The following is a 16,765-nucleotide window of genomic DNA, read 5'->3' as shown; positions in this document are numbered from 1 at the left end:
TTTTAAAAATTAATAGCAGCCTTAAACCCAAAACTTCGGGAAGTTGCGTAACTTAAGTCTTCGACACCGCTTACAAAATTGTTACCTTGTACAGCAATTTGTTCGGGGTCAAAATGTGGGTTTTCGGTTATTGCAAACAAATTGTTTCCTGTAATAGAGATGCTTAAATCGGCTCCGTTCTGTATTCCTAAAAATCCATCGTTTAACTTGAAGTTATATCCAATTGCAAATTGGCGGAGCTTTAAAAAGGAAGCGTCGTAAACATTGTTTTCTTCGTGATTTCTGTCGTAAAACTGGCGGTAGTAACTCTCTGCGGTTACAGCAATAGTATTAGGTAGTCCAGAAGTTTGGTTAACACCTTGCGCAATAATACCTTCTTCTGGTCTATATGCCGTTTCAGCCAATTGGCCACCAACGTTTCCTAATGCACGCGTTCTGGATACTATTTCGCCGCCTTGTCGCCAGTCAAATAAAAAGTTTAAATTCCAGTTTTTGTAACTAAAATTATTGTTCCATCCCAAGGTGAAATCTGGGTTGTAATTCCCTATTTTTTTTAGAGTATTGTCTGCTATGAACCTGCCATTATCATCAATAATAAATTCGTTGTTTTCGTTTTTTAAATATCCAGTACCATATAGGTCTCCAATACGTCCACCTTCTTCGACTTGAAACCATACTGTTTGGTTTGCGCTATCGTAAATTCGGCTAAAGGCTAAAGTAAGTCGGCCGTTGTTTTGTGGCAAATTGGTAATGGTGGATCTATTACTTGCAAAATTAAAAGTAGTGTTCCATTTTAGATTACTGTTTTTTATTGGTGTTATACCTAGTACCAGTTCGACTCCTTTTGTGTTTACCTCACCGCCATTAATAACTTGTTGGTTATAGCCTGATGATATGGCTACTGGTAGCGAAATAATTTGGTCTTTTGTTTTTGAATTATAGTAGGTAAAATCAAAATTTAAGCGGTCTTTAAAAAAACGTAAGTCGGCACCAAACTCGTAACTTGTAGTTTGTTCTGGTTTTAAGTTTGTGTTTGGAATAAAGTTTTGGTCGCTAAAAGTGGGTTCTCCATTAAAGGTGGTTTGCGAAACAAAAGCTCCGGAAGTTTGGTAGGCACTTGTGTCGTTTCCAACTTGCGCTATTCCGGCACGCAGTTTTGCAAATGAAAACGCACTTGGTAAGTTGGCGCTATTTGATAATATAAAACTGGTCGAAATAGATGGGTAAAAAAACGAGGTTTCACCTACCGAAAAGGGTGTTGCTAGGGCGCTAGACCAGTCGTTTCGTCCTGTAATGTCTAAATATAAATAGTTTTTATATCCTAGTTTAGCTATACCGTAAAGTGAGTTGATTTGTTTTTCACTTTCAAATTGAAATACTTCAATAGGGGATGCCGCATTGTTTAAACTAAAAATACCAGGTTGTGCTAAATTTACAGTTTGAGATTGTTTTGTGGATGCTGTTTGGTTAAAACGATTACCACCTGCCGAAATATCCAATGAAAAATCTTTAAACGTGTTTTGGTAATTAACTAAAAAATCTGTGTTAATTTCTCTATATAAAACATCATGTTCGGCATATGCGCCATTTTGAAAACGGTTACTACTATAATTTCGTTGTAATTTGCGCGTTTCTGTGCTGTAATCCATTCCTGTTCTTAAGGATATACTTAAGTGTTGGGTGATGTTTTGTTTAAATGAGATGTTTCCAAATATTCTGTCTCGATTAAATGCGTTTCTGTTTTCTAAAAGAATAAAATATGGGTTATCAAAAAACGTATAATTGAACGAATATTGCTGTATTCCCTCTAAACCTGGTTGCCAATAATTTTTTAAATTATTAATGTTTAAAGAACGCGGTCCCCAAGCCACTAGCGAGTAATTAACATTTTCGCTACCATAACCGTTTGATGGCCTGTTGTCGCTACTGGAGTTTACGTAATTAAACGATGTATTTATTTCTGTTTTACTTGAAGGTTTAAAATTAAGTTTAGCTGCAACCGTTTGCCTGTTTAAATTTACGCCTGGTATAATGGATTCACTTCTTAAATCGGTGAAGGATAGTCTGTAGTTTCCGGAATCAAAACCATTGGAGATTGCTATGTTGTTTGTTGTGGTAACTCCTGTTCTGTAAAAGTCTTTTAAGTTGTTAGGGTTAGAGTTAAAAGGAGTAGCTAATATTGGTAAATTGTTGTATAATGCAGTATCTGCACCTCTAACAAACGATCCATCGGCTAATTGAACCGGACTGTCAAACTGCGGAATTAAATTGCCAACATCTAAGCGTGGACCCCAAGAATAGGTAATATTATCACTAGTTCCTCCTCCTAAACCGTCAACATACTCAAACTGTCCAGATTGCCCTTGTCCGTACGTATTCTGAAAATCTGGTAGTTTAAATGCAGAATCCACAGTTATAGCTGTACTAAGACTAACACTAAACCCTTTTTTATTACTACCATCTTTGGTTTTTATTACTATGACTCCATTTGATGCTCGTGTGCCATAAAGCGCTGCTGCATTAGCTCCTTTTAATACGGTTACAGATTCTATGTCGTCTGGATTAACTTCCATAGCACCGTTACCAAAATCTATTTCTTGAAAACCAGCTGCGGCCTCATTAGTAAAGTTAAAAACGGTTTCGTTATTAATTGGTATGCCATCTACTACAAATAGAGGGTTATTATTAGAAAAGGACGACTCACCTCTAATGGTTATTTTTGACGAAGATCCAACGCCAGTTGCTCCTTGAGTTACTGTAACACCAGCTAATTTACCTTGAAGGTTGTCTAGAAAATTAACAGTTTTTACCTGGTTTAAGCTTTTGGAGTTTATTGCTTGTACTGCATAACCTAATTCTTTAGTGTCTCTACTTAAACCTAAAGCTGTTATTACTATTTCTCCTAACTTTGATGCATCTTCGCTTAAAGCAACATTTATAATAGGTTGATTTCCTATGGTTATTATTTGTGTTTTATAACCTAAGTAAGAAAATGTTAATTTATTAGTGTTTTGCGTTATGTTTATTTGGTATGTGCCATCTTCGCTGGTAATAGTGCCATTGTTACCGTTTTGGATGTTTACAAAGGCTATCGGGCTATTAGTTATTGCATCTGTAACGCGACCCGAAATGGTTTTTTGTGCATGTGTACTACCAATTAAGGCTAGTAACATACAAAGTTGTATGATTTGCTTCATTTTAATTGTTTTGTAAAATGTATGTTGTTAATTATTAAGACAGTTAGGTCTTAAGAAAAATTGGTGTTACTAAAAGTGAAGCAATGCAGGTGATCCTTTATTAAAGAATAGCTGTAGTATATGATTTATGAACGTTATATTTTGAAAAGTAGAAATACCTTGTTTTATATATAACGATTGTATTAGAAAGGATTTTATTGTTTTTGATATAGCTTTAAAGTTGTTTAAAACTATTGATATATCTGATACAGTATCGATATCTGTTAAAACCTCTAAATAGTAAATTTTAATTTGTTTTGAAGCCGATATTTTTGAAATGCTTCTATTTAGACTTGAAGTTTGCCAGGGTAATTTTAAAAAGGTGTTTTTATGAAAAAGAGTTTTTTTAAGCCCCATTAAGTAAAAGCCTCCATCGGTTGACGGCCCTAAAACTATAGCGCTTGTTTCTAGTTTTTTTGCTGTTTTTAATAAGTGCTTGGTTGTTAAGTGGGGGGTGTCATTACCTATTGTGATTATTTGGTCGAAGCCTTTATTGTAAACCGATTGAATAGCATTTGTAAAGCGCTCTCCAAATGAAAACCCAACTTGCTCATGTTCTGAGTATACAAAATATGGCAGGCCTGTTTTTTTTGCAATTTTTATGGTTTGAGCGTTTAAAGTCTCAAACAATTGTTTTGCCAAAAAAGATTTTGAAATAATTTCTTTTTCGGCAGAATTAGCAAAAATTAATATGGCTGTTTTGTTTCTCAATCCTTAGTAGGGTTATTATTTTAAGTTATGCCACTACACCTTGGCAACTACTACCCGCACCAGCGGTACAGCCGTAGCAGTGTTGCGAAATTACAATGTTTCGACCTTCGAGTAGCTCTGCGTTATATTTTGAAATGTGTTTGGCTTTACTATTTACTGGTAAGCCTAACATTTGATTAAAATCGCAATCAAATAAATAACCATCCCAGCTTACAGATAGTGTGTTGGTACACATAACATTTTTTACGGCCATTGGGTTGTAGGCTTCTACTAGAGCATACATATAATCTTCGTAGTTTTCTGAGGCTATTAGATAGTCTAAAAACCGAGCTATTGGTAAATTTGTTATGGCAAAAAGGTTATGAAATTTAATATCAAAATCTTCTAATAAAGCCTTTTTAAAATCTTTTTCCATGGCAGCTTGGTCGCCCGGTAAAAAGGCACCCGAAGGGTTATACACTAAATCGAGTTTGAGTTTGCTATCTGGCATACCATAACCAATGGCATTTAAATCTTGTAAGGCTCGTATAGATTTATCGAAAACACCGTCACCACGTTGTTTATCGGTTTTTCCGCGAGTCCAGTGTGGCATAGAACTAACTACATGTACATTGTGCTTTTTAAAAAACTCTGGTAAATCGTAATATTTTTTGTTTGCACGAATTATTGTTAGGTTGGATCGTACAATAAAATCTGTTATACCTGCTTTGGCGGCTTCCTCGACAAACCAACGGAAATCTGGATTCATTTCTGGGGCGCCACCTGTTAAATCTAAGGTGTGTGCACCTGTGTTTTTTATAACCTCTAAACATTGGCGCATGGTATCGCGAGTCATGATTTCTTTACGGTCTGGACCTGCATCGACATGGCAGTGATCGCAAACTTGATTACACATGTAGCCTACATTTATTTGCAGAATTTCTAGTTTTTTCGCTTTAAGCGGAAATTGGCTAGTCTCGGAAATTTTATCTTTAAAGGTTGGTAATTCGCCGTTTTTAAATATACCGTTAGATAGAATATCTAGCTGCCTGTTGCTATTTGCTAAGTCGCTTTCGCGTTTTTTTAGGGACTTTGTTGCCATTAATACGTTTTTATTAATTAAGATACTGTTTCCTTTTTGAAAATAGCACTTGTTTGATAGTTGCGCTAGGGATTGAACGGTTTGTTTGAGCTCCCCGACCAACGGAAGGGAGCGAGTAGTGAAAGCCCGACCCTTGTGGTAGCGCCAAAATACTTTACCCGTCTAATTTGTTTACCTTATTCATCATTTGAACGCCGTGAACTAAGGTTGCGCCACTTTTTATGGCTGCGCCTACGTGTATGGCTTCCATCATTTCTTCTTTGGTAACACCACGCTGCAGGCCGTCTTTGGTGTACGCGTCTATGCAATACGGACATTGCTCGGTGTGGGCTACGGCTAATGCAATTAGGGATTTTTCGCGAGCGGTAAGAGCACCGTCTTCAAAAACTTTACCATAATACTCGAAAAATTTATTTCCTAGTTCTTCATTCCATTCGGTGATTTTTCCAAATTTCCTAAGGTCTGCGGGATCGTAATATGTTTTACTCATATAATATTTTTGCCTAAAGATAGAAATCTAATTTATTAAGTCGGAAGATTTGGGCTAACTTAACAAAAAAAACGCCAAAAATATAAATCATACTTTTTGGCGCTTTTAATAGATTTGGTTTGTTTTGGTATTTATGCTTTTATTAGGCTTCTGGAAATTACTATTTTTTGAATTTCTGATGTGCCCTCGTATATCTGTGTAATTTTTGCATCGCGCATAAGGCGTTCTACATGGTATTCTTTTACAAACCCGTTACCACCGTGTATTTGTACGGCTTCTACGGTGTGTTCCATAGCGACTTTAGAGGCGTAAAGTTTTGCCATGGCGCTAGATTTGTCGTAGTTTTTGCCTTGGTCTTTTTCCCAAGCGGCTTTCATTACTAACATGCGAGCGGCTTCAATATCGGTATACATGTCTGCTAATTTAAAGGCTATGGCTTGGTGGTTGCAAATTTCGGTACCAAAGGCTTTTCGCTCTTTAGAGTATTTTAGTGCTAGCTCGTAGGCGCCAGAAGCAATGCCTAAGGCTTGTGCGGCTATACCAATGCGGCCACCAGAAAGTGTTTTCATGGCGAAACGGAACCCTGAACCATTGGTACCTATTCTATTTTCTTTAGGAACTTTTACATCGTTAAATTGAAGGGTGTGGGTGTCGCTACCGCGAATGCCTAACTTGTCTTCCTTAGGGCCAATATCGAACCCTTTTGTGCCTTTTTCGACTATAAAAGCGTTTATACCATGAGAGCCTTTATCTCTATCGGTTTGTGCAATAACCAAGTAAACATCGGCACGACCACCGTTTGTTATCCAGTTTTTTGTACCGTTTATTATATAGTGGTCACCTTTATCTATGGCTGTTGTGCGTTGCGAGGTGGCATCGCTTCCTGCTTCGGGTTCGCTTAGGCAAAAGGCGCCTACAGATTCTCCTGTTGCCAATTTTGTTAGGTATTTTTGTTTTTGCTCTTCGGTGCCGTAAGCTTCTAGTCCGTAGCAAACTAAGGAATTGTTTACCGAAACAATAACAGAGGCTGATGCATCTACTTTCGATAATTCTTCCATAATAAGTACGTAAGAAATTGCATCCATCCCGCTGCCTCCATATTTAGGATCTACCATAATGCCTAGAAAACCCAAGTCGCCCATTTTTTTTACGAGTTCTTGCGGGAATTCCTGTTTGTTATCGCGTTCAATAACTCCTGGTAATAATTCTGTTTTTGCAAAATCGCGAGCTGCATCGCGAATCATTATATGTTCTTCTGAAAGACTAAAATTCATATTTCGTAATTATAGTGTTGTTTTTGTAAAAATTGTTTGTAAATATAGTGTTTTTATTATCGATACTTAAAAATTATTAGTTCAATTTCGATGGTTTAATCTTTTATATATTTATTTAAGATGATTATTTTTACCTACTATGATAAAGGATGAATATTATGTAATTGGGGTAATGTCTGGCACATCGTTAGATGGTATAGACCTGGTTTATGCTGCTTTTAGTTATAACAATGGTTGGGGTTTTAAAGTGTTGAAGGCTGAAACGGTAGCGTATACATCGTATTGGTATACTGTATTAAAAGATTTAATTAATAAGTCTTTAGACGAATTAAAAAATATTGATGTTGATTATACTGCGTATTTAGGCGAGGTGATACAAAACTTTATAACCAAACACCAAATAAGTACTATTGATGCTGTTTGTTCGCACGGGCATACAGCCTTACATCAGCCAGAACATAAATTGACCTATCAAATTGGTAATCTGCCTATTCTAGCAGATATATTAAAGGAAACGGTAGTTTGCGATTTTAGAGTGCAAGACGTCGCTTTAGGGGGGCAAGGTGCTCCGTTGGTGCCTATTGGCGATCAATTATTATTCTCTAAATACGACTACTGTTTAAACTTAGGAGGTTTTGCCAATATATCGATGGCATTGGAAGGCGCGCGTATTGCTTACGATATTTGCCCTGTTAATATTGTGCTTAATAAATATGCCAAACAATTGGGTTTCGATTATGATGATGGTGGGCAAATAGCAGACTCTGGAACCGAATCGGTAGCCTTAAGCAACCTATTAAATGCTTTAGAATTTTACACAGCAAAATCGCCAAAGTCCTTGGGCTTAGAGTGGGTAAACAAAACTATTTTTCCGCTTTTGGATGCTGTAAAGCTAGAGGAAAAGGATGTTTTAAAAACATTTTCCAATCATATTGCACATCAAATTGCTCGGGTGTTAAAAAAAGATTCCAAAGTTTTGGTTACGGGAGGCGGCGCTTATAATGATTACATTATTTCTAAAATAAAATCGATTAAACACATTGATATTATTATTCCAGAACCAGAATTAATAGAGTTTAAAGAGGCGCTTATTTTTGCATTTTTAGGCATACTAAAACTTAGAAATGAAGTAAATTGTTTAAGCAGCGTTACTGGCGCTATAAAAGACCATAGTTCGGGCAAAATATTTCTATCTTAAAAATAATATAAAATTAATCTTAAAGGATTTTTAGTTTTTTATATTTGTTACATTATTTTTTTAACCAATTTTTTTATGAATCAATTATAGCTACGCTAATACACCTTACTATTTAAGCAAGACATCTGTATTAATGAATATGCTAAAAAACTAAATGAAAAAATTACTAAAAAAATACGAAAATAAATCTCCAGAAATAATCTTTAACTGGAAAGACTCTGAAACCGAAGCAGAAGGCTGGGTAGTTATTAACTCACTACGAGGCGGAGCGGCAGGCGGTGGTACACGAATGCGCAAAGGCCTAGATATGAACGAAGTTTTATCTTTAGCAAAAACAATGGAAATTAAATTTACGGTTTCTGGTCCTGCTATTGGTGGCGCAAAATCGGGAATAAATTTTGATCCTAACGACGCTAGAAAAAAAGGCGTTTTAGAGCGTTGGTATGCCGTTGTATCGCCATTACTTAAAAGTTATTACGGTACTGGTGGCGATTTAAATGTAGATGAAATCCACGAAGTAATTCCTATTACCGAAGAAAGTGGTGTATGGCATCCGCAAGAAGGTGTTTTTAACGGACATTTTAAACCAACCGAAGCCGATAAAATAAATAGAATAGGACAATTGCGCCAAGGTGTAATAAAAGTTATTGAAAACCCAGAATACTCTCCAAGCGTAGCTAGAAAATATACTGTTGCCGATATGATAACGGGCTTTGGAGTGGCCGAGGCTGTAAAACAATACTACAACATTTACGGTGGGTCGGTTAAAGGAAAACGGGCCGTAATTCAAGGTTTTGGTAATGTTGGAGCAGCAGCCGCATTTTATTTGTCGCAAATGGGTGCAAAAATTGTTGGAATTATAGATATTGCAGGCGGATTAATAAATGAAGAAGGGTTTACTTTCGAAGAAATAACCGAATTGTTTTTAGCAAAAAAAGGAAACACTTTGGTAGCCAGTAATTTAATTCCTTTTGAGGAAATTAATAAAGAAATATGGTCGTTAAAAACCGAAATATTTGCACCTTGTGCAGCGTCAAGACTTATTACTATACATCAAATAGATGAAATGATAGATAGTGGATTAGAAGTTATATCTTGTGGCGCAAATGTGCCTTTTGCAGATAAAGAGATTTTCTTTGGTCCTATTATGGAACACACCGATTATAAAGTGAGTTTAATTCCAGATTTTATTTCAAACTGTGGTATGGCCAGGGTTTTTGCTTATTTTATGGAGCGTAAAGTACAAATGACAGACGAAGCTATTTTTAATGATACATCAAACAGAATAAAAGAAGCCATTCAAAAAGTTTATAACAGTAATACATCAAAAACGGAAATTAGTGCTACCGCATTCGAAATTGCACTTAAACAACTAATATAAAATTATTAACTATGTTGAAATATTTTTTAGGTAATAGTCCAAAATGGTTTAAGTTAACCATGATAGGTTTTTTAATTTTTAATGTTTTTTCCTACTACGTTTTAGGAGCAACTGTAACATCGTGGCTATTTATAGCTGAGTTTATCTTCACTTTAGCCATGGCATTAAAGTGTTATCCTTTACAATCTGGAGGGCTATTAGCTATTCAAGTTGTGGTTTTAGGATTAACCACGGCAAAAAATGCATACCATGAAGTAGATCAAAACCTAGAGGTTGTTTTACTTTTAGTATTTATGGTTGCTGGTATTTATTTTATGAAACCATTATTGATGTTTATTTTTAGTAAAGTTTTTACTAAAATAAGGTCTAAAGTTGTCCTGTCTTTATTATTTGTGGTTTTAGCAGCGGTATTATCTGCGTTTTTAGATGCGTTAACGGTAACCGCAGTATTAATTAGTGTAGCTGTTGGTTTTTATGGGGTTTACCATAAAATTCATTCAGGAGAGTCTGATTATGATGATAGTGGTGTAAAGGATAGAAAAGAATTAAGCGGAGAAACCTTAGAGCAATTCCGTAGTTTTTTAAGAAGTTTAATTATGCACGGTGTAGTAGGTACTGCATTAGGTGGTGTTTGTACACTTGTAGGTGAGCCACAAAACTTATTGATTGGAGAACGTTTAGGGTGGGATTTTATTCAATTTTTCTTAAAAATGGCACCAATAACAATTCCTGTTTTAATTGCTGGTATGGTTACTACAGTAGTGTTGGAGTTAACAGGTACTTTTGGTTTTGGAGCTAAATTACCAGATTCTGTTGCAGAGATTATAGCGAGCTATACCGAAGAGCAGGATAATAATAGAACTGATAAAGAAAAATATGCGCTTATTGTTCAGGGTGTTGCAGCAATACTTTTAATAATTAGTTTGGCGCTACACTTAGCTCCGGTAGGATTTATAGGTTTAGCATTAATTATTGTGCAAACTGCTTTTATTGGTATAATTGATGAGCATCAACTAGGGCATGCCTTTGAGGAAGCTTTACCATTTACAGGGTTGTTAGTTGTGTTTTTTGTAATTGTAGCTATGATTCACGATCAGCATTTATTTAGTCCAATAATTCATTGGGCACTAGAGCAAGATCCAGCATCTCAACCAGGATTATTTTATATTGCAAATGGAGCACTATCTGCTATTAGTGATAATGTGTTCGTGGCAACGGTTTATATTGGAGAAATTCAAGCCGCATTCCAAAGTGGAGCTATTGATAGAGAACATTTCGAGAAATTAGCCATTGCCGTTAATACCGGAACTAACTTACCAAGTGTAGCAACTCCAAATGGTCAAGCAGCATTCTTGTTCTTGTTAACATCTGCCTTAGCGCCATTAATTAATTTATCGTACGGTAAAATGGTAAAGATGGCTTTTCCATATACAATTGTATTAGGAGGTTTAGGTTATATTATGGTAAAAATGGTTTTATCATAATTTAATTCATAATTTTCCGTTACCTAATTAAGTAAAATTAACTTTATGTTGTATCAAGACATTGAAAATAGTGCAGAAGCGCTAGCAGATGGTGAATCTGTGGAAAAAACACTTTCAATAATAGAATTAATAAGTAGTGGTGGTGTTGCCGGACAACTTATAATTGCCATTTTATTTCTGTTGCTTATAGCGGCCATTTATATATACTTCGAACGTATTTTTGCTATAAAAGCGGCGTCTCAAGTCGATTCTAATTTCATGAATCAAATTAAAGACCACGTTAGCAATGGTAAAATAGATTCGGCACAAATGCTATGTGCGCAACAAAACACGCCAGTATCTAGATTAATTGGTAAAGGTATTACTAGAATAGGAAAACCATTAGCCGATATTAATACAGCGCTAGAAAACGCAGGCCGATTAGAAATTTACGGTCTAGAAAAGAACGTTAGTGTGTTAGCAACTATTTCTGGAGCCGCTCCAATGATTGGATTTCTTGGTACCGTAGTTGGAATGATATTAGCCATATTCGAATTAGCCAATGCAGGAGGCACTATTCAAATGGACGTCCTTGCAAGTGGATTATATACCGCAATGACCACAACTGTTGCTGGTTTAATAGTAGGTATTGTGGCATATATGGCATATAATCATCTCGTAGTGAAAACAGATAAAGTGGTATATCAAATGGAAGCCAATTCATTAGAGTTTTTAGATCACTTAAACGAACCTACTTAGTATGAACTTTAGAGGAAGAAATAAGGTTACACCCGAATTCAATATGTCGTCTATGACGGATATTGTCTTTCTATTGCTTATCTTTTTTATGATTGCTTCAACTTTAGTTACCACAAATGCTATCGATATTTTATTACCAAAAGCAAGTGGTAAAACAGAAAATAAAAAATCTGTTGCAGTGAGTATAAAAAAAGATTTAACCTATTATATAGACCAAAAACGTGTTGGCGAAAGTGTTTTAGAGAACGAGTTACTAGCAGCTTTATCAGCTCAAGACCAACCAACAATTGTGCTTAGGGCAGAGGAATCTGTGCCGGTAAAAAATGTGGTTAAAGTCATGGATATTGCCAATAGAAATAAGTTTAAAGTTGTATTGGCCGTAAAACCATAAATTAAATAGAATGCTTAAAACCAAACATGAAAAAAATTCAGCCAAATTAACCGCTTTAATAGCGATTATAATTGTGTTGTTACTTTTTGTGGTTGGTACAAAATATATGGATCCGCCAGAAGAGTACGGTGTAGCTGTTAATTTTGGTTATTCCAATACAGGTATGGGCAATGTACAGCCTTTAAAACCTGTAAAATCCGAGCCTCTAGATATTCCAGAGCCGCCACAACCGGATGTTTCTAAGGCAGAACCAGAACCTGCAGCTCCGGCAAAAACATCTGAAGTTAAAGAAGAAGTGCTTACCCAAGAAAATGCAGAGGATATTGCTATTAAAAAGCAAAAAGAAGCCGATGCAAAGGCTAAAGCTATTGAAGATGCTAAAGCTAAGGCCGAAGCAAAAGCAAAAGCGGTTGCAGATGCTAAGGCAAAAGCTGAAGCTGATAGAATAGCAAAGGAAAAGCGCGAACAAGAAGAGAAAAAGAAAAAGTTAGATGCTTTAATAGGAGGTGTTAGTAAATCTGAAGGTTCCGAAAGTGGAAGTGAAGGAAATGATAATAAACCAGGAGATAAAGGTCAATTAGATGGTGATCCTTATGCGCCAAGTTATTTTGGTGGTCAAGGTACAGGCAGTGGAGGCGTAGGTTACGGATTAAATGGTAGAGGTAAAGCATCTTTTAAAAGATTACAACAAGATTGTAATGAGTCTGGGATGGTAATCGTTAAAATTATTGTAAATCAAAGTGGAAATGTGGTTTCTGCCGAACCAGGGCAACGAGGTACAACAAATACTGCACCATGTTTATTAGAGCCAGCAAAAAAAATAGCCATGTCTCATAAATGGCCCTCAGATCCTAAAGCGCCAACGCGTCAGTATGGTTTTGTTAGTGTTAATTTCAAATTAAGTCAATAGTACATGACATATCAAGATACACTTAATTGGATGTTTTCTCAACTTCCAATGTATCAACGCCAGGGAGCCTCTGCTTATAAAGTAGATTTATCCAACACGGTTTTGCTAATAAATCATTTAAATAATCCGCACCATAATTTTAAGTCCGTTCACGTAGCCGGAACTAACGGAAAAGGTTCTACTAGTCACATGTTAGCGTCTGTTCTTCAAGAATCGGGTTATAAGGTTGGTTTGTACACCTCTCCGCATTTAAAGGATTTTAGAGAGCGTATTAAAATAAATGGGGAGGAAGTTAGCGAGGAATTTGTTGTCGATTTTATAAAACAAAATAAAGGGTTTTTCGAGGTTAATAGCTTATCTTTTTTTGAAATGACAGTGGGTATGGCATTCCAATATTTTTCGCAAGAACATGTGGATATTGCTGTTATTGAGGTTGGTTTAGGAGGTCGATTAGATTCCACTAATATCATAACTCCTGAAGTTTCTGTAATTACAAACATAGGTTTAGATCATACTCAGTTTTTAGGAAATACCTTAGAAGCCATCGCTTTTGAAAAAGGTGGTATTATTAAAAAACATGTTCCGGTGGTTATTGGCGAAACACAACAAGAAACAGAGCAGGTTTTTAAAGATTTGGCGCAAAAAAATCAATCTAAAATTGTATTCGCAGATCAGGTAGAAGTAGAGGTGTTACCATCCGATTTAATAGGAATTTATCAAGCAAAGAATATAAAAACGGTTATCCAAACGGTAAACGAGCTTAAAAGTATTGGGTATGGTATAACAAATAAATATTTAAAAGAAGGTTTACTTCGCGTTGTTAGTAATACAGGGTTGCTTGGGCGTTGGCAAATTTTAAGTACAAGTCCCAAGGTAGTTTGCGATACTGGTCATAATAAAGAAGGTTTAACTTATGTTATGAATCAGCTTAAAAATGAAGTTTTCAATACTCTGCATATTGTTTTTGGAGTAGTAAATGATAAAGATTTAAGTTCAATTGTAGATTTATTACCAAAAAATTCAAGATATTACTTTTGTAAACCAAATATTTCTCGCGGATTAAGTGCGGAGGTTTTAAAGCAGAGAATGGCGGAGTATGGTTTGGATGGCGACGCTTATGGTTCTGTTAATGAAGCTTATAAGTTTGCCTTAAAAGCTGCGAAAAAAGAAGATTTTATTTTTATAGGTGGTAGTACTTTTGTTGTTGCAGAAATAATTTAAAAATTTTTTAAAAAAAGTTTTTGCAATGTTAAAAACTAGTTTATATTTGCACACCGATAACAAAGCCACATAGCTTTTTATAATCGGGCGCGTAGCTCAGTTGGTTCAGAGCACTTGGTTTACACCCAAGGGGTCAGGGGTTCGAATCCCTTCGCGCCCACATAAAAATCCTGATAAGAAATTATCAGGATTTCTTATTTTATTACTTTCCTAATGAAATTCTAGATATATTTTGTTACAAAGTTCTAATGGTTTAATGCTTATTAAATCAATAGGATTTAATTGTATGGTCTTTATCATTTTTAATAATATTACTGGTTTATTGTGATACTGTTTTTTTATCTCGAATTACTAATCAATAATATACAATCTTTAAAATTAATATCGTTTTATAGGGGATATCTAAAGGGGGTTTCAAGTTTTTTTTTACTTTTAAGGAAATCTCTCGGCTTATGGATACACTAAATATTAAACATGCATATAAGGAAATATTTAAATCGCACGATAATCCAACCCTAGAAAAGCATATTGAAAAAATAATTGAACTAGATGTTTACCTGCCGTATAGCTCAACGTTTTTCTGTATAACTAATACTCAAAACCTATCTTTCGAGTATATTAGTAAAAATATGAAAGCCTGTTTGGGTATCGATAGTAATGATCTTAAATCGTTAGGTATGCGCTATTTTTGGAGTAGAATTCACCCAGATGATTTAGAAATATGGCTTAATGCTTTAAATGCTTTAATGACGTTTACTCTAAAAGAAATTTCTAATGAAGAGCGAACGAGAGCTAGTTATACATGGAATTATCGATTTAAGGATGCTAATGATAATTATGTAAACATTATTCAAAATACCACGCCACTAGAATTTGATAGCGAGAATAAGCCTATTATAGGATTAGCGCATTATACCGTGTTGTCGCATCAAATTGAAATGCAGGTTTGTGCTTCGGCTAAATTATTAAATGCTAATAACGAATATGAAACTATTTATTTTAATAATTTTTCTCAAAAATTATTATCAGATAATATAAGTAATAGAGAGCGGGATATTATAAGGCTTTTAATATTAAATTATTCTAGTAAAGCAATAGGGGAAAGTCTCGGTATTACTGCTAATACGGTGGATACACACCGAAGAAATATTTTAAGAAAATTAAATATAGCATCAACCGGAGAGCTTATTGGTATGCTTAAAATGAATAAAAATCTTATTTAATACTTGGACTACTCAAATTGAGTATTGTGCAGTAGTGTTTTAATATGCATCTTTACAGTGCTATTAATTAGTTCTTAGGGAGAATTATATTAAATAAAGTGTCAGTTTGGAATTTTCAAACTGGCACTTTTACTTTATGGTAATAATTTTAATGTGCGTTCTAAAGCCATGCCTCTAGAGCCTTTTATTAAAATAGTGGCGTGTTCTACAGTCTTTATATCAAACCCTTCTGTAAAGGCGTTAAATGATTTAAATTGTACAGTTTTTGGCGTGTTTATCGTTGTACGATTAAAGTTTTCTCCAATAAGTATAATTTGATCTATATGTAACGATTGCGCTAAATTTGCTATACTTTGATGTTCTTCGCTAGCAGAGTCTCCAAGTTCAAACATATCTCCAAGAATAGCTATTTTTTGTCCATTTTGCTTTTCAAAATTTAATAGAGCGGCGTGCATGCTTGTAGGATTAGCATTGTAAGCATCTAAAATAATTTTGTTTGTAGCTTGTTGTATTATTTGAGATCGGTTGTTTGTAGGTATATAATTTTCAATAGCATCTTTAATATCTAAGGCGTCAACTTTAAAAAATTGGCCTATAGTTATAGCTGCTGCTATATTATTAAAATTGTAGTCGCCAATAAGCTGACTTTTAATTTCCAAGGCGTTATATTGGCAGGTTACAAAGGGTTGGGCGTCTATAAAACGTATAGAAACATCTGTGTTATCTGTTGTATTTCCGAAGGTAAACCTATTAGTTTCTTTAGTTTTTTTGTTCTGGATATTATCATTAAGGTTAACAAATATTGTTTTGTTATGCGTAGTTAAATAATTATACATTTCACTTTTACCTTTTATAACACCTTCTACTCCTCCAAAGCCCTCTAAATGCGCCTTTCCAAAATTTGTAATGTAACCATAATCTGGTTGGGCTATAGTGCATAAAAACTCAATTTCTTTTAAGTGATTAGCGCCCATCTCTACAATACCTATTTCCGTTTCTTCTGTCATGGATAAGAGTGTAAGCGGCACTCCAATGTGGTTGTTTAGGTTGCCAATAGTAGCTGTTGTTTTATATTTTTTAGATAGTACGGTGTTAATTAATTCCTTGGTAGTCGTTTTTCCGTTGCTACCTGTTAAAGCTACAATAGGAGTTTTTAAATAGTTTCTATGAAAAGCAGCTAGCTCTTGCAATGTTTTTAATACGTTGTTTACTAAAATTGTTTGGCTAGAGGTGTTGTATTGCTCCTCGTCAATTATAGCATATTTGGCGCCACTTTTAATAGCAGCATCGGCATAACTATTACCGTTAAAATTATCGCCTTTTAAAGCAAAAAATAAATCATTCAACTTAATTTTTCTAGTATCTGTGCAAACGGCATTGCATTCTAAAAATAGGGTGTGTAAATCTGCTAGTTTCAAAAAAAGGTG

Annotated in this window: 14 protein-coding genes and 1 tRNA gene; 9 read left to right on the top strand and 6 right to left on the bottom strand. The window is 35.0% G+C overall.

Features of this window, described 5'->3' with window-relative positions:
• Positions 1–2 precede the first annotated feature (2 nt).
• The 5 genes from BMY96_RS01005 to BMY96_RS00985 form a co-directional block, all read right to left on the bottom strand.
• A complete protein-coding gene (locus BMY96_RS01005; protein WP_092847934.1) occupies positions 3–3,197 on the bottom strand; it encodes a SusC/RagA family TonB-linked outer membrane protein in 3,195 nt (1,064 codons plus the stop codon).
• 69 nt (positions 3,198–3,266) lie between these two features.
• Positions 3,267–3,947, bottom strand: a complete 681-nt coding sequence (locus BMY96_RS01000) for a DUF2064 domain-containing protein (RefSeq protein ID WP_092847932.1) — start codon at positions 3,945–3,947, stop codon at positions 3,267–3,269.
• A gap of 25 nt (positions 3,948–3,972) precedes the next feature.
• Positions 3,973–5,028, bottom strand: a complete 1,056-nt coding sequence (gene arsS, locus BMY96_RS00995; RefSeq protein WP_092847929.1) for an arsenosugar biosynthesis radical SAM (seleno)protein ArsS — start codon at positions 5,026–5,028, stop codon at positions 3,973–3,975.
• 154 nt (positions 5,029–5,182) lie between these two features.
• Positions 5,183–5,518 carry an arsenosugar biosynthesis-associated peroxidase-like protein gene (locus BMY96_RS00990; protein ID WP_092847926.1) on the bottom strand — a complete coding sequence of 112 codons (336 nt, stop codon included), beginning with the start codon at positions 5,516–5,518 and terminating at the stop codon, positions 5,183–5,185.
• A gap of 131 nt (positions 5,519–5,649) precedes the next feature.
• A complete protein-coding gene (locus BMY96_RS00985; protein WP_092847923.1) occupies positions 5,650–6,792 on the bottom strand; it encodes an acyl-CoA dehydrogenase in 1,143 nt (380 codons plus the stop codon).
• A 139-nt stretch (positions 6,793–6,931) separates the two neighbouring features.
• Between BMY96_RS00985 and BMY96_RS00980 the strand changes: the two genes are divergently transcribed.
• The 9 genes from BMY96_RS00980 (at position 6,932) to BMY96_RS00940 (ending at position 15,338) form a co-directional block, all read left to right on the top strand.
• On the top strand, positions 6,932–7,990 hold the full coding sequence (locus BMY96_RS00980; RefSeq protein ID WP_092847920.1) for an anhydro-N-acetylmuramic acid kinase: 1,059 nt from the start codon (positions 6,932–6,934) through the stop codon (positions 7,988–7,990).
• A 154-nt stretch (positions 7,991–8,144) separates the two neighbouring features.
• Positions 8,145–9,371 (top strand): Glu/Leu/Phe/Val dehydrogenase dimerization domain-containing protein, encoded by a 1,227-nt coding sequence (locus BMY96_RS00975; RefSeq protein WP_092847917.1) that lies wholly within the window; start codon positions 8,145–8,147, stop codon positions 9,369–9,371.
• An 11-nt stretch (positions 9,372–9,382) separates the two neighbouring features.
• Positions 9,383–10,855 (top strand): sodium/proton antiporter NhaB, encoded by a 1,473-nt coding sequence (gene nhaB, locus BMY96_RS00970; RefSeq protein WP_092847915.1) that lies wholly within the window; start codon positions 9,383–9,385, stop codon positions 10,853–10,855.
• A 45-nt stretch (positions 10,856–10,900) separates the two neighbouring features.
• Positions 10,901–11,593 carry a MotA/TolQ/ExbB proton channel family protein gene (locus BMY96_RS00965; RefSeq protein ID WP_092847913.1) on the top strand — a complete coding sequence of 231 codons (693 nt, stop codon included), beginning with the start codon at positions 10,901–10,903 and terminating at the stop codon, positions 11,591–11,593.
• A gap of 1 nt (position 11,594) precedes the next feature.
• Positions 11,595–11,984: an ExbD/TolR family protein gene (locus BMY96_RS00960; protein ID WP_092847911.1), complete on the top strand. Its 390-nt coding sequence runs from the start codon at positions 11,595–11,597 to the stop codon at positions 11,982–11,984.
• Positions 11,985–11,994: 10 nt separating this feature from the next.
• Complete coding sequence (locus BMY96_RS00955; protein ID WP_092847908.1) at positions 11,995–12,894, top strand: energy transducer TonB; 900 nt, start codon at positions 11,995–11,997, stop codon at positions 12,892–12,894.
• 3 nt (positions 12,895–12,897) lie between these two features.
• A complete protein-coding gene (locus BMY96_RS00950) occupies positions 12,898–14,115 on the top strand; it encodes a bifunctional folylpolyglutamate synthase/dihydrofolate synthase (RefSeq protein WP_092847906.1) in 1,218 nt (405 codons plus the stop codon).
• Positions 14,116–14,200: 85 nt separating this feature from the next.
• Positions 14,201–14,275, top strand: a tRNA-Val gene (locus tag BMY96_RS00945).
• A 292-nt stretch (positions 14,276–14,567) separates the two neighbouring features.
• A complete protein-coding gene (locus BMY96_RS00940) occupies positions 14,568–15,338 on the top strand; it encodes a LuxR C-terminal-related transcriptional regulator (RefSeq protein WP_092847903.1) in 771 nt (256 codons plus the stop codon).
• Between the two features lie 134 nt (positions 15,339–15,472).
• Here the strand turns inward: BMY96_RS00940 and BMY96_RS00935 are convergent, their stop codons facing one another.
• Positions 15,473–16,756 carry a UDP-N-acetylmuramoyl-tripeptide--D-alanyl-D-alanine ligase gene (locus tag BMY96_RS00935; RefSeq protein WP_092847900.1) on the bottom strand — a complete coding sequence of 428 codons (1,284 nt, stop codon included), beginning with the start codon at positions 16,754–16,756 and terminating at the stop codon, positions 15,473–15,475.
• Positions 16,757–16,765 lie beyond the last annotated feature (9 nt).

It is taken from the genome of Algibacter pectinivorans (genome assembly GCF_900112595.1).
Classification (GTDB): domain Bacteria; phylum Bacteroidota; class Bacteroidia; order Flavobacteriales; family Flavobacteriaceae; genus Algibacter_B; species Algibacter_B pectinivorans.
This window is presented reverse-complemented; position numbering and strand designations above follow the sequence as displayed.

Coding starts and splice junctions, on each gene's coding strand:
- BMY96_RS01005 (WP_092847934.1), bottom strand. CDS start 3,197: ATGAAGCAAATCATACAACTTTGTATGTTACTAGCCTTAATTGGTAGT.
- arsS (WP_092847929.1), bottom strand. CDS start 5,028: ATGGCAACAAAGTCCCTAAAAAAACGCGAAAGCGACTTAGCAAATAGC.
- BMY96_RS00990 (WP_092847926.1), bottom strand. CDS start 5,518: ATGAGTAAAACATATTACGATCCCGCAGACCTTAGGAAATTTGGAAAA.
- BMY96_RS00985 (WP_092847923.1), bottom strand. CDS start 6,792: ATGAATTTTAGTCTTTCAGAAGAACATATAATGATTCGCGATGCAGCT.
- BMY96_RS00980 (WP_092847920.1), top strand. CDS start 6,932: ATGATAAAGGATGAATATTATGTAATTGGGGTAATGTCTGGCACATCG.
- BMY96_RS00975 (WP_092847917.1), top strand. CDS start 8,145: ATGAAAAAATTACTAAAAAAATACGAAAATAAATCTCCAGAAATAATC.
- nhaB (WP_092847915.1), top strand. CDS start 9,383: ATGTTGAAATATTTTTTAGGTAATAGTCCAAAATGGTTTAAGTTAACC.
- BMY96_RS00965 (WP_092847913.1), top strand. CDS start 10,901: ATGTTGTATCAAGACATTGAAAATAGTGCAGAAGCGCTAGCAGATGGT.
- BMY96_RS00960 (WP_092847911.1), top strand. CDS start 11,595: ATGAACTTTAGAGGAAGAAATAAGGTTACACCCGAATTCAATATGTCG.
- BMY96_RS00955 (WP_092847908.1), top strand. CDS start 11,995: ATGCTTAAAACCAAACATGAAAAAAATTCAGCCAAATTAACCGCTTTA.
- BMY96_RS00950 (WP_092847906.1), top strand. CDS start 12,898: ATGACATATCAAGATACACTTAATTGGATGTTTTCTCAACTTCCAATG.
- BMY96_RS00940 (WP_092847903.1), top strand. CDS start 14,568: ATGGATACACTAAATATTAAACATGCATATAAGGAAATATTTAAATCG.